Raw genomic sequence first — 13835 nt, 5'->3', positions numbered from 1 at the left:
TATGCCGAGGGACGTCACGGGGCGGCTGCCCAAGTACCTGCGGATCGCCGCTGCTCTCAAGGACGCCATCGCCTCCGGCGAGTACGGGCCCGGGGACCGGCTGCCCGGCGAGAGTGACCTGATGAGCGCCTACGGTGTGGCGCGGATGACGGCCCGCCAGGCGTTCGGGGTACTGCGGGCGGAAGGACTGGCCGAGGCGCGCAAGGGCGCCGGCGTCTTCGTGCGGGAATTCAGGGTCGGGATCCGGCGGCGTGGGATCCAGCGGCTCGCCGTAGAGGTGTGGGGTGCGGGCGGCTCTATCTGGGCTGCGGACGGCAAGGGGCACGAGCCCCTGGTCGAGGTGCTCGGCATCACCGAGGAGACCGCTCCCGCGAGCATCGCCGACGTGCTCGGGCTGGAGGACGGTGCGCTCGCCTGCGTGCGCCGCCGCAGGTTCCTGCTGGACGCGCAGCCCGTCATGCTCGCCACCTCGTACCTCGACGCCGTCCTCGTGGCGGGTACGCCCATCACCGAGCCGGACACCGGCCCCGGCGGTATCTACGCCCGCCTCGCGGAGCTCGGCGCCGGACCCGTCCGCTTCCGCGAGGAGATCCGCTCGCGGATGCCGGGTCCCGAGGAGGCCGCCCGGCTCGGGCTGGCCGCCGGGACGCCCGTGGTGCTGGTGTGCCGTACGGCCTACACCGCCGAGGGGAAGGCGGTGGAAGTCAACGAGATGGTCCTCGACTCCTCCGCCTACGTCCTGGAGTACGAGTTCGACGCTCCTTAGCGCCCCCGACCACCCCGACCACCCCGACCCCCGCCCCCAGCCCCCGGACCCGCCCCCGACCCCCGCCGGCCGCCCGTCACCCGGACGGGGTCCGCCGCCTCGCTCCGCTTCGCGTGAACCCGTTCGATTGTTGCGGCGGGATGAAATCCGCCGGTCGGTGCGTTGGGGGAGGCGGCAGGACAGGACCAACGGGGAGGCACCACGTGGCGGCGCAGACGGCGGCAGGAGAGAAACAGGGCTGGGGCCGGAGGCTGACCGCCTACACCTGGCGGTACAAGGTCAACGTGCTGCTCGCGCTCGGCTCCTCGCTGGCCGGCATGGCCGTGATGGCGCTCGTACCCCTGGTCACCAAGGTGATCATCGACGACGTCATCGGGAACAAGTCCAAGCCGATGGGCCCCTGGGCCGGCGCGCTCATAGGCGCGGCCCTCCTCGTCTACGCCTTCACCTACGTCCGCCGGTACTACGGCGGCCGCCTCGCCCTCGACGTCCAGCACGACCTGCGCACCGACATGTACGACACCATCGGCCGCCTCGACGGCCGGCGGCAGGACGAGCTGTCCACCGGGCAGGTCGTCGGGCGCGCGACCAGCGACCTCCAGCTCATCCAGGGCCTGCTCTTCATGCTCCCGATGACGATCGGGAACTTCCTGCTCTTCGGGATATCCCTCGGCATCATGCTGTGGCTGTCCCCACTGCTGACGCTCGTCGCGCTGCTGATGGCCCCCGCGCTCTGGTTCATCGCCAAGCGCAGCCGCAAGAAGCTCTTCCCTGCCACCTGGTACGCCCAGGGCCAGGCCGCCGCCGTCGCCACCGTCGTCGACGGCGCCGTCACCGGCGTCCGCGTCGTGAAGGGCTTCGGCCAGGAGGAGCAGGAGACCTCCAAACTGCGCGCCGCCGGGCGCCGCCTGTTCGCCGGCCGGATGCGCACCATCCGGCTCAACTCCCGCTACACCCCCGCCCTCCAGGCCGTCCCCGCCCTCGGCCAGGTCGCCATGCTGGCCCTCGGCGGCTGGATGGCGACCAAGGGCCAGGTCACCCTCGGTACCTTCGTCGCGTTCTCCACCTACCTCGCCCAGCTCGTCGGACCCGTCCGCATGCTCGCCATGGTGCTGACCGTCGGCCAGCAGGCCCGGGCCGGCGTCGAGCGCGTCTTCGAGCTCATCGACACCGAGCCCGTCATCCGGGAGGGCGCGCACGAGCTGCCCGCCGACTCGCCCGCGACCGTCGAGTTCGACGACGTCCGCTTCGGGTACGACCCCGAGCGGCCCGTCCTCGACGGCTTCTCCCTCTCCATCACCGCTGGGGAGACCGTCGCGGTCGTCGGCGCCTCGGGAAGCGGGAAGTCCACCCTCTCCCTGCTCCTGCCGCGCTTCTACGACGCCGACCACGGCGCCGTGCGCGTCGGGGGCCACGACGTCCGCGAGCTGACCTACGCCTCGCTGCGCAGCGCCATCGGGCTCGTCCCCGAGGACTCCTTCCTCTTCTCCGACACCATCCGCGCCAACATCGCCTACGGACACCCGGGCGCCACCGACGAGCAGATCCGCGCCGCCGCCCGCGCCGCCCAGGCCGAGGGCTTCGTCGAGGCCCTGCCCGCCGGCTACGACACCAAGGTCGGTGAGCAGGGGCTCACCCTCTCCGGCGGCCAGCGCCAGCGCATCGCGCTCGCGCGTGCCATCCTCACCGACCCCCGGCTGCTCCTCCTCGACGACGCCACCTCCGCCGTGGACGCCCGCGTCGAGCACGAGATCCACGAGGCGCTGCGCACCGTCATGGCGGGCCGGACCACCCTGCTCATCGCGCACCGCCGCTCCACGCTCGCCCTGGCCGACCGGATCGCCGTACTGGAGGCCGGCCGGCTCGCCGACATCGGCACGCACGAGGAACTGGAGCGCCGCTCCGCCCTCTACCGCAGGCTCCTCACCGACCCCGACGCGCTCGGCGCCGGCTCGCCGCGCACCCCCGAAGCCCCGCCGATGGCCGAGTTCGAGCGCGAGCTCGACCGCGACCTCGAACGGGACCTCGAACTCGAAGCGGAGATCGACTCCGAACCCGTCAACTCCAAGCGCAGGGTCGCCGGCGGGATCACCCCCGAGCTGTGGCAGCGCCGGGAGGAGCCCGACGGCGCCTCCGCGCCCGCCGCGGGCAGCGCAGCCCCCGGAGCCGGGCACTCCATGGCCGGGGCGGTCGCCGGGATGCCCGCCACCCCCGAGCTGCTCGCCCAGGTGGCCGCCCTGCCGCCCGCCGACGACACCCCCGACGTGGACGAGACCCGCGCCGCTGCCGCCGAGGACAGCTACGGCCTGCGCCACCTGCTGCGCGGCTTCTGGGCGCCGCTCGCCGTCAGCCTCGGTCTCGTCGCCGTCGACGCGGGCTCCGGGCTCCTCCTGCCCATCCTGATCCGGCACGGCATCGACCAGGGTGTGGAGAAGGCGGCCCTGGGCGCCGTCTGGGCGGCCGCGGCCCTCGCCCTCCTCCTCGTCCTCGCGCAGTGGACCGCGCAGTTCGCCGAGACCCGGATGACGGGGCGCACTGGCGAGCGGGTGCTGTACGCGCTCCGCGTGAAGATCTTCGCCCAGCTCCAGCGCCTCGGCCTCGACTACTACGAGCGCGAGCTGACCGGCAAGATCATGACCCGGATGACCACCGACGTGGACGCCCTGTCCAGCTTCCTGCAGACCGGGCTCGTCACCGCCGTCGTCTCCGTCTTCACCTTCTTCGGCATCCTGGTGGCCCTGCTCGTCCTCGACGTCGAGCTGGCGCTGATCGTCTTCGCCACGCTGCCCCTGCTGGTGGTCGGCACCTTCGTCTTCCGCCGCCGGTCGGTCGCCGCCTACGAGCTCGCCCGCGACCGGGTCAGCCTGGTCAACGCCGACCTCCAGGAGTCCGTCGCCGGGCTGCGCATCGTCCAGGCCTTCCGCCGCGAGGGCACCGGCGCCGTCCGCTTCGCGCAGCGCAGCGACTCCTACCGCGAAGCCCGGGTCCGCGGCCAGTGGCTGATATCCGTCTACTTCCCCTTCGTCCAGCTGCTGTCCTCGACCGCCGCGGCCGCCGTGCTGATGGTCGGCGCCGGCCGGGTCGAGGCCGGCACGCTGACCACCGGCGCGCTGGTCGCCTACCTGCTCTACATCGACCTGTTCTTCGCCCCCGTCCAGCAGCTGTCCCAGGTCTTCGACGGCTACCAGCAGGCCACGGTCTCCCTCGGCCGCATCCAGGGGCTGCTGCGCGAGCCCACCAGCACCCCGCCGTCCGAGGAGCCCCGCGAGGTTCCGGCACTGCGCGGGGAGATCGTCTTCGAGGACGTCCGCTTCCAGTACGGCACCGCCGAGGAGCGCGGCGAGAAGGGTGAGGCATTGGCCGGAATCAGCCTGCGCATACCCGCCGGCCAGACCGTCGCCTTCGTCGGCGAGACCGGAGCCGGCAAGTCCACGCTGGTCAAGATGGTCGCCCGGTTCTACGACCCCACCTCCGGCCGGATCACCGCCGACGGGTACGACCTGCGGGAGCTCGACCTGACGGCCTACCGCCACCGGCTCGGCGTCGTCCCCCAGGAGCCCTACCTCTTCCCCGGGACCGTGCGCGACGCCATCGCCTACGGGCGGCCGGGGGCCGACGACGCCGAGGTCGAGGCCGCGGCCCGCGCGGTCGGCGCCCACGACATGGTCGCCACGCTGGACGGCGGCTACCTGCACACCGTCGCCGAGCGCGGGCGCAATCTCTCGGCGGGACAGCGCCAGCTGATGGCCCTGGCCCGGGCCGAACTCGTCGACCCGGACGTGCTGCTGCTCGACGAGGCCACCGCCGCACTGGATCTGGCCACCGAAGCGCAGGTCAACCGGGCCACCGACCGGCTCGCCGGCAAGCGGACCACCCTGGTCGTCGCGCACCGGCTGACCACCGCCGCCCGCGCGGACCGGGTCGTGGTGATGGACCGGGGCCGGGTCGTGGAGGACGGCACGCACACCGAGCTCCTGGCGCGCGGCGGGCGGTACGCCGAGCTGTGGCGCACCTTCGTCGGGCAGGACGAGCGGGCCGCTGCCTGAGCCCCCGGGCGCGGAGGTCGCCGAACAGCAGGTCCCCGGGGGTGTCGTGGTCGGAGGTGGGCGTCCCGCCGCGGGGCGGGCCCCCGGTCCGCGACACCGGGTGGTTCACCCGGTACGCCGGGCCCGTCACCGTGGGGGTGATCGGCCGCTGCGTGTACGTCACAGGGGGCGTGGGAGCCGGACCGGCTGATCCCGGCTGGATCCCGTGTTGAGGGAGCGGCCCAACTGGGTCTGTTCAGCAGCGCGTTCACCCCGCTAGGTTCACGGCGACCGAAGTGAACTCAAGGGGAGGGTGCATGCGCAAGACGCTCGGATGGCTGCTGTCACTCGTGGTGCTGATCGGCACCATGGGTGCGGCCGGCTCCACGGCACAAGCGGCCACCGCCGCGGGGCCCGCGGCCGCGACGGACATCAAGGACCAGATCCTCGGCATTCCGGGGATGAGCCTGGTCGAGGAGAAGCCGTACCCCGGTTACCGCTTCTTCGTGCTGACCTACGAGCAGCCGGTCGACCACCGGCAGCCGTGGAAGGGCACCTTCAAGCAGCGTCTGACCCTGCTGCACAAGGACGTCTCACGGCCGACGGTCTTCTACACCTCCGGCTACAACGTCAACACCAGCCCGCGCCGCAGTGAGCCGACGACCATCGTCGACGGCAACCAGGTGTCACTGGAGTATCGATTCTTCACGCCGTCCCGCCCCGACCCGGCCAACTGGGCGAACCTGGACATCTGGCAGGCCGCCAGCGACCAGCACCGCATCTTCACCGCCCTGAAGAAAGTCTACCCGAAGAAGTGGCTCGCCACGGGCGCCAGCAAGGGCGGCATGACGGCGACGTACTTCGAGCGCTTCTACCCGCGTGACATGGACGGCGTCGTCGCGTACGTCGCGCCCAACGACGTCGTCAACAACGAGGACTCGGCCTACGACCGGTTCTTCAACAAGGTCGGCACCAAGGAGTGCCGCGACAAGCTGAACGCCGTGCAGCGCGAGGCGCTGGTGCGCCGCGAGCCGCTGGAGGCCAAGTACCGGGCCGCAGCCGCCGAGAACGGCTGGACCTTCAACACGATCGGCGACCTCGACAGGGCCTACGAGGCCGTCGTGCTCGACTACGTGTGGGCGTTCTGGCAGTACAGCCTGCTCTCCGACTGCGCCGCCGTACCGGCTGCCGCGACCGCGAGCGACCAGGAGATCTGGGACACGGTCGACACGATCTCCGGCTTCTCGGCCTACGCCGACCAGGGTCTGGAGACGTACACGCCGTACTACTACCAGGCCGGTACCCAGCTCGGCTCCCCGGACATCAAGCAGCCCCACCTCAAGGGCCTGAGCCGCTACGGCTACCAGCCGCCGCGCAATTTCGTGCCCCGCGACATCCCCATGACCTTCCAGCCGGGAGCCATGAAGGACGTCGACACCTGGGTGCGCGACAACGCCGACCGGATGCTGTTCGTCTACGGGCAGAACGACCCGTGGGGCGCCGAGCCGTTCCACGTCGGCTACGGGGCGCGCGACAGCTACGTGATGATCGCGCCGGGCGCCAACCACGGGGCGAACGTCGCCCAGCTCCTGGACTCCGAGAAGGCCCTCGCGACCGCGAGGATCCTCCAGTGGGCGGGAGTGGCCCCGGCCGCCACGGTCGCCGACGCGAGCCGGGCGGTGCCGCTCGCGGCGCCGGACGCCCAGCTCGACCAGCGCGACCTGGAGCGCGAGCCGCAGCTGCGGCCGTGACCATCGGGTGAGCCCGGGGGCGTGCCCGCACACCGTGCGGGCACGCCCCCGTCCCGTACCGGCCGCGCAACGGGCCGCGCCCCGCCGCTCAGGGGTACGTCAGGCCGTGTCCCAGCGGGTAGCGGCCGGGCACCGGGACCGGGAGACGGCCGGCGGGGCGCACCGCCCCGGTGAGCACCCGGGCCACCGCGCGCATCTCCACATCCGTCCAGGAGTACGTCGCCACCTCCGCCGCACAGGCCGGCAGTCGCGCCGCGTCGTACGGGTTGCGGATCGCCACCGCGATCACGGGGACGCCCGTCGCCAGCAGTTCGGTCACCAGGGCGGGCTGCGGACCGTCCTCCTCGGGAACGTTGTAGGTGCACACCAGCACCGCCGCGTGCCCGGGCGCCGCCGCCGTCGCACGGGCGGGCGGCAGCGCCGAGGCGCGGCAACCCAGGGCGGTGAGCTCCCGGGCCAGCACGGTCGTGGGAGGCCCGGTGGTACCGCTGGGAGAGACCGGATCGGCGCCCGTGACCAGCAGCCGGGGCCCCGCCGAGGCGTCCAGCGGCAGCAGCCCGGCGGGGTTGGCCAGCAGCGTCGTCGTGGCGGCCGCGATCTCGTCGGCGGCCGCCAGGTGCTCCGGGATGCCCACGGTGGCGTCCACCCGCCCGGCCGAGGGCGACGCGCCGCCGAAGAGGCCGCGGCGCGCCTTGAGTTCCAGGATCCGCAGCACCGACTCCCCGATCCGCTCCTGCGTCAGCTCTCCCGTCTCCACCGCCCCCAGCACGCTGCGGTAGGCGAGCCCCAGGTCCGGCGGGTTCAGCAGCTGGTCGCAGCCGGCCCGCAGCGCCAGCACCGGCACCCGGTCGTCCCCGTACTTCTGGCGGACCCCGGCCATGTCCAGCGCGTCGGTGACCACGACCCCCCGGAAGCCCAGGCGTTCGCGCAGGATGCCGGTGACGATCGGCCGGGAGAGGGTCGCCGGGTCCTGTGACGGGTCGAGCGCGGGGAAGACGATGTGCGCCGTCATGATCGCGTCCACGCCCGCCTCCACGGCGGCCCGGAAGGGAGGCTCGTCCAGCTCCTCCCAGACGGCGCGGGTGTGCCGCATCACCGGCAGCCCGACGTGGCTGTCGGTCTCGGTGTCCCCGTGACCGGGGAAGTGCTTGGCGGTGGCCGCCACGCCGCCCTCCTGATAGCCGCGGACCTGGGCGGCCACGAGGGCCGCCACCGCCTGCGGGTCGGAGCCGAAGGACCGCACGCCGATCACCGGATTGGCCGGGTTCACGTTGACATCCGCCACCGGCGCGTAGTCCTGCCGGATGCCCATCGCCGCCAGTTCGCGGCCCGCGATGCGTGCCGCGCGGCGGGCGTCGTCGGCCGAACCGCCCGCGCCGAGCGCCATCGCCCCCGGGAACAAGGTCGCGGGCCTGCCGATCCGGGCGACGGCGCCGTGCTCCTGGTCCGTGGAGAGCAGCAGCGGGATCCGGGCGCCGGTGGTGGCCGCGGCCTCCTGGAGACCGGCGGACAGCGCGGCGATCCGGTGCGGGGCACGGGTGTTGTGGGCCCAGGCGAAATAGACGATCCCGCCGAGGTGGTAGCGGGCGACCAGCTCGGCGGCGGTGCGCACCCCGAACGCCAGCCGGTTCTTCTCGGCGTCCTCGGGGGCCGGATCCGTGGCCGACTCCCCGTACGCCCGGGACACGAAGAGCTGCCCGACCTTCTCCTCCAGGCTCATCGCGTCCACCAGCCGGCGCAGCCAGGCCCGGTCGGGGTGCCCGCCGGCCGTCCCGTCGGGCACGTGGCCGGGCGGCAGCAGTCCGGGCCCGCGGCCGCCGCCCGCGGATCCCGCCGCGGGCGAGGAGGCTCCGGCGACGGTGACGGAGGCCATGGCGGCCGCGGCGAGCAGGGTCCGGCGGGAGGCGTGGTTCGGCACGCGCCGGACCCTACTGCCGGGCCGCGCCCGGCAGCCCGCGGACACTCGGGAGGTCCCCCGGATGCCCCGGGGGCACGGTCCACTGCTCCCGCAGGGTCCGTACGGTCTCGGTGATCGCGGGGCGGCGGGCGGCCCCGGTCCGCCACAGTGCGTACAGCCGGCGTACGGGCCCCGGCTCCAGGGGCACGGCCACCGCGCCCGGCGGCAGCGCGCCCGTGCCCAGCCGGGGGACCACGGCCACCCCCAGACCGGCCGCGACCAGGGCGACGATGGTGTGGTTCTCTTCCGCCACGTGCGCGACCTCAGGCTCGAAGCCGGCCGCGCGCAAGGTCCGCACCAGCCAGTCGTGGCAGACGCGGCCGGGAGGCTGGCACACCCAGCGCTGGCCCCCGAGGTCCGCGCGGCCGACCGTCGCACGGGCGGTGAACGGGTGTCCCAGCGGCACCACCAGATCACAGGGGTCGTCCCCGATCACGGCCTGCTCGATCCCCTCCGGGGCCGGGAGCGGCGCAATGTCCCAGTCGTGGGCGACCGCCAGGTCGGTGACCCCGCGGGCCACCAGGTCCACCGACAGGTGCGGGTCCACCTCGGTGAGGCGCACGTTGAGCGCCGGATGACGGCGGGCCAGATCGGCCAGCACCCCGGGCAGCAGTCCGCGCGCCGCCGAGGCGAACGCGGCCACCGTCAGCAGTCCGCTCGGCTGCCCGCGCCGCTCCTCCAGGGTGGTCTCCGCGCGCTCCACGATCGCCAGCAACTCCTGCGCGGTGTCCGCCAGATGGCGGGCCTCCTCGGTGAGCGCGACACCGCGCCCGCGCCGCTCCAGCAGCGTTGTGCGGGTCTCCCGCTCCAATTTGGCGATCTGCTGCGAGACCGCCGAAGGGGTGTAGCCGAGGGCAGCCGCCGCGCCGGCGACCGAGCCGTGGACGGAGACGGCGTGCAGGGCCCGCAGCCGGGCGAGATCGAGCATGGCCCCATCGTGGCACCGGCAATCATGCGTAAGCAATGCTTCATCGAACCCGGAAGGAATCCGCGCTGGTGCTACACGGTCGGGCGGCCGATGCTCGGACCATGCGTCCTCTGCACACCGCTCTCGCCGTACTCGTCGCCGCCGTCTGGGGCTTCAACTTCGTCGTCATCGAGATCGGACTCGGCCACTTCCCGCCGCTGCTCCTGTCCGCCCTGCGCTTCCTCGTCGCCGCATTGCCGGCCGTGTTCTTCGTCGGGCGGCCCGGTGTCGCCTGGAAGTGGATCCTGGGGGTCGGCGCGGCCCTCGGCATCGCCAAGTTCGGCCTGCTCTTCACCGGCATGGCAGCCGGGATGCCGGCCGGGCTGTCCTCGCTCGTCCTGCAGGTCCAGGCCGTCTTCACCGCGACCCTCGCCGCCGCCGTGCTGCGCGAGCGCCCCGGCCGGGTACGGGTGCTGGGCATGGGCGTGGCCCTCGCCGGGATCGCGGTGGCCGCCGTGGACGGGGGGACCTCCGGGCCGGTGCTCGGTTTCACCCTGGTCGTCGCGGCCGCGGCCTGCTGGGGCATCTCCAACGTCCTGACCCGCCGGGCCGCCCCGCCCGACGCGCTGAACTTCATGGTCTGGGTGTGCACGGTGCCCGTCCTGCCGCTCTTCGCGCTCTCGCTGCTGCTGGAGGGGCCCGAGCGCGACCTGGCGGCACTGCGGGCCCTGGACTGGTCCGGAGCGGCCGTCATCGGGTACGTCGCCTGGGTGTCGACCGTCTTCGGCTTCGGCGCGTGGGGTTACCTGCTGCGCCGCTACCCGGCCTCCTCCGTGGCGCCGTTCTCGCTGCTGGTGCCGGTCTTCGGGATGTCCTCGGCGGCCCTGGTGCTGGGGGAGAGCGTCTCGGGCCTGCGCTGGGCGGCTGCGGTGCTCCTGGTCGGCGGGGTGGGCCTCACCTCGCTCGCCCCCGCGCGGGCGGCGGCCCGTACGGGGGTGGCGGCCGCCGTCAGTGCGGGGAGCCCTCCTGGAGCGGCAGCCGCCAGTCCTGCCCCACGAGCGTGACGCCGTAGGAGCGGTGCGGGCGCTCGGCGACCAGGGTGAAGCCGGCGCGCAGGTAGAGGGACCGGGCCTCGCGCAGCACGTCGTTGGTCCACAGCACCAGTTCGCGGTAGCCCACCGAACGGGCGAAGGCGACCACGGCGTCGACGAGGAGGGTACCGACGCCGCGCCCGCGGCCCGCCGGATCCACCAGGAGTAGCCGCAGCCTCGCGGTGCCGGGCGCGCCGTCCTCGCGGACGCACATCACCGAGCCCACCGGGTGCCCGTCGAATTCGGCGATCCAGACGCGTTCGAGGTACGGGTCGTGGTCCTCGGCGAAGTCCGCGACGATCCGGGCCACCAAGCCCTCGAACTCCGCGTTCCATCCGTACTCGGCGGCGTAGAGCGCCCCGTGCCGCTGCACGATCCAGCCCAGGTCGCCGGGCCCGGGATCCCGCAGGAGCACCGCCGGCACCACCGGCTCGACCTCGGGCGTGTCCATGGCGACCGAGGATAGCGCGGAGGCGGCGCCGGGGGGATGGCCGCCGAACCCATCGCCGCCGCCCGGGCCGTCCGGCTCACCCCGTACCGCCCGGGCCGTCCGCGTCACCCCGTACCTTGTCGTCGCCGAGCTTGTGGAGGACGTCGTCCTGGACCGGAGATCCACTCATGCCCGAAACGCTGATTCTGTGCCGATTCGCCGGCGCCTCGGACCCGCCTTCGGTAACGGAAAGGCAAAGCTCGGCTCCCCAGTGCAACCACTGGCGGGGATCGCGGGTCGTATGGTGCGTCGGTACTTCCGGGAGGGGATCTGGGGGGATCGGGAAGTCCGACGAGGGAGGGGTAACCGTGACGGGGGTCCGGCCGAGAGGTCGGGCCCCTTTCCGGTCTCCGGGAGGAAGCGTCCGCGGGCCCGTCCACAGGGCCGACGCGGTGTCGGCGCCGGACGGTAGTTTCGGGTCATGGCAACGGACGGGGCGCGGACGGTACAACCGGCGGTGGTCGAGGGCGTGCTGGAGCGCATCACCTACGCCAACGAGGAGAGCGGCTACACGGTCGCCCGCGTCGACACCGGCCGCGGCAGCGGCGACCTGCTGACGGTCGTCGGCTCCCTGCTCGGCGCCCAGCCCGGCGAATCCCTGCGTATGGAAGGCCGTTGGGGCTCCCACCCGCAGTACGGCAAGCAGTTCACCGTGGAGAACTACCGCACCGTCCTGCCCGCCACCATCCAGGGCATCCGCCGCTACCTCGGCTCCGGGCTGATCAAGGGCATCGGACCGAAGATCGCCGACCGGATCGTGGAGCACTTCGGCACCGACACCCTCGATGTGATCGAGGCCGAACCGAAGCGGCTGATCGAGGTGCCCGGGCTCGGCCCGAAGCGGACGAAGCTGATCGGCGCCGCCTGGGAGGAGCAGAAGGCGATCAAGGAGGTCATGGTCTTCCTCCAGGGGGTCGGCGTCTCCACCTCCATCGCCGTGCGCATCTACAAGAAGTACGCCGACGCCTCCATCTCGGTGGTGCGCAACCAGCCCTACCGGCTCGCCGCCGACGTCTGGGGCATCGGCTTCCTCACCGCCGACCGCATCGCCCAGGCCGTGGGCATCCCGCACGACAGCCCCGAGCGGGTCAAGGCCGGTCTGCAGTACGCCCTGTCGCAGTCCGCCGACCAGGGCCACTGCTTCCTGCCCCAGGAGCGCCTCATCGCGGACGGGGTCAAGCTCCTCCAGGTGGACACCGGGCTGGTGATCGACTGCCTCGCCGAACTCGCCGCCGATCCGGAAGGCGTCGTACGCGAGGCGGTGCCCGACCCGCAGGGCGGGCCGGATCCGCTCACCGCCGTGTATCTGGTGCCCTTCCACCGGGCCGAGCTGTCCCTGGTCGGCCAGGTGCGCCGCCTCCTGCACGCCGAGGAGGACCGGATGCCCGCCTTCCGGGACGTGGACTGGGAGAAGGCGCTGGGCTGGCTCGCCGGCCGGACCGGAGCCGCGCTGGCGCCCGAGCAGCGGGATGCGGTGAGGCTGGCGCTCACCCGGCGGGTGGCCGTCCTGACCGGCGGCCCCGGCTGCGGGAAGTCCTTCACGGTGCGCTCCATCGTCGAACTGGCCCGGGCCAAGAAGGCCAAGGTCGTGCTCGCCGCCCCCACCGGCCGGGCGGCGAAGCGGCTGTCGGAGCTCACCGGGGCCGAAGCCTCCACGGTGCACCGGCTGCTGGAGCTCAAGCCGGGCGGGGACGCCGCGTACGACCGGGAGCGCCCCCTGGACGCGGACCTGGTCGTGGTCGACGAGGCCTCGATGCTGGACCTGCTGCTGGCCAACAAGCTGGTCAAGGCCGTCGCTCCGGGGGCGCACCTGCTGCTGGTGGGCGATGTGGACCAGCTCCCCTCGGTCGGCGCCGGGGAGGTGCTGCGCGACCTGCTGGCCGAGGGGGGACCGGTGCCCGCCGTGCGGCTGACCCGGATTTTCCGGCAGGCGCAGCAGTCGGGCGTGGTCACCAACGCCCACCGCATCAACACCGGGCTGCCGCCGCTGACCGACGGGCTGCCGGACTTCTTCCTCTTCCCCGAGGAGGACACCGAGGCGGCCGGGGTGCTCGCCGTGGACGTGGCGGCCCGGCGGATTCCGGCCAGGTTCGGGCTCGACCCGCGCCGGGACATCCAGGTGCTCGCGCCCATGCACCGCGGCCCGGCCGGTGCGGGGAACCTCAACGGCCTGCTCCAGCAGGCCATCACGCCCGCCCGGCCGAACCTGCCGGAGAAGCGGTTCGGCGGCCGGGTCTTCCGGGTGGGCGACAAGGTCACCCAGATCCGGAACAACTACGAGAAGGGCGCCAACGGCGTCTTCAACGGCACCGTCGGCGTCGTCACCGGCCTCGACCCGGACGAACAGCGCCTGACGGTCAGGACGGAGGAGGACGAGGAGGTCGCCTACGAATTCGCCGAGCTCGACGAGCTGGCCCATGCCTACGCGGTCACCATCCACCGCTCCCAGGGGAGTGAGTATCCCGCCGTCGTGATCCCGGTCACCACCGGCGCCTGGATGATGCTCCAGCGCAATCTCCTCTACACGGCGGTGACCAGGGCGAAGAAACTGGTCGTGCTCGTCGGGTCCCGCAAGGCCCTGGCCCAGGCTGTGCGTACCGTTTCCGCAGGCAGGAGGTACACGACGGTGGCGCCCCGGCTGGCCGGCCGGATACCGGTGGGAAACATCACCTAAATGATCGATCATTTGGGGTTCCCGCACCGGCGCGGAGGGGGCAGGATGAGCAGCTTGGCGGCACTCAGTGCCGTCAAATGCACCAAAGGCCGACCCCGAGTGCACTCTCCTGCGCCAAATGGGGGAAGGTAGAGGCAGTCAGGGCACCTCGAAGAAGAGGCACTACGTCGGTGA

General features: G+C 73.0%; 7 protein-coding genes and 1 pseudogene. 5 read left to right on the top strand and 3 right to left on the bottom strand.

All coding sequences use genetic code 11. The annotated features are described in order from the left end of the window. Position 1 precedes the first annotated feature (1 nt). The 3 genes from AMK16_RS16380 to AMK16_RS16370 all read left to right on the top strand — a co-directional run bounded on the left by AMK16_RS16380 (position 2) and on the right by AMK16_RS16370 (position 6542). A complete protein-coding gene (locus AMK16_RS16380; RefSeq protein ID WP_073915360.1) occupies positions 2-766 on the top strand; it encodes a GntR family transcriptional regulator in 765 nt (254 codons plus the stop codon). Positions 767-906: 140 nt separating this feature from the next. Continuing rightward, positions 907-4812: an ABC transporter ATP-binding protein gene (locus AMK16_RS16375; RefSeq protein WP_443333570.1), complete on the top strand. Its 3906-nt coding sequence runs from the start codon at positions 907-909 to the stop codon at positions 4810-4812. Positions 4813-5108: 296 nt separating this feature from the next. Then, on the top strand, positions 5109-6542 hold the full coding sequence (locus AMK16_RS16370) for a S28 family serine protease (protein ID WP_073915354.1): 1434 nt from the start codon (positions 5109-5111) through the stop codon (positions 6540-6542). Positions 6543-6630: 88 nt separating this feature from the next. On the opposite strand, the gene AMK16_RS16365 is transcribed toward AMK16_RS16370, so the two are convergent. Together AMK16_RS16365 and AMK16_RS16360 are read right to left on the bottom strand one after the other, a co-directional pair. Next, entirely contained in the window at positions 6631-8460 is a 1830-nt protein-coding gene (locus AMK16_RS16365) for a glycoside hydrolase family 3 protein (protein WP_073916204.1), read from the bottom strand. Positions 8461-8470: 10 nt separating this feature from the next. After that, on the bottom strand, positions 8471-9427 hold the full coding sequence (locus AMK16_RS16360) for a LysR family transcriptional regulator (RefSeq protein ID WP_073915351.1): 957 nt from the start codon (positions 9425-9427) through the stop codon (positions 8471-8473). Positions 9428-9528: 101 nt separating this feature from the next. On the opposite strand from AMK16_RS16360, the gene AMK16_RS16355 reads away from it, so the two are divergent. Further along, positions 9529-10470 (top strand): EamA family transporter, encoded by a 942-nt coding sequence (locus AMK16_RS16355; RefSeq protein WP_073915348.1) that lies wholly within the window; start codon positions 9529-9531, stop codon positions 10468-10470. On the opposite strand, the pseudogene AMK16_RS16350 reads toward AMK16_RS16355, so the two are convergent. After that, positions 10415-10912, bottom strand: a pseudogene (locus AMK16_RS16350) (GNAT family N-acetyltransferase); the annotation flags it as partial. The gene AMK16_RS16355 and the pseudogene AMK16_RS16350 overlap by 56 nt on opposite strands. A gap of 496 nt (positions 10913-11408) precedes the next feature. Here AMK16_RS16350 and recD2 point away from each other — a divergent pair. Then, positions 11409-13661 carry an SF1B family DNA helicase RecD2 gene (gene recD2, locus AMK16_RS16345; protein ID WP_073915345.1) on the top strand — a complete coding sequence of 751 codons (2253 nt, stop codon included), beginning with the start codon at positions 11409-11411 and terminating at the stop codon, positions 13659-13661. Positions 13662-13835: the final 174 nt, after the last annotated feature.

Source organism: Streptomyces sp. CB00455, assembly GCF_001905445.1.
Lineage (GTDB): Bacteria > Actinomycetota > Actinomycetes > Streptomycetales > Streptomycetaceae > Streptomyces.
This window is presented reverse-complemented; position numbering and strand designations above follow the sequence as displayed.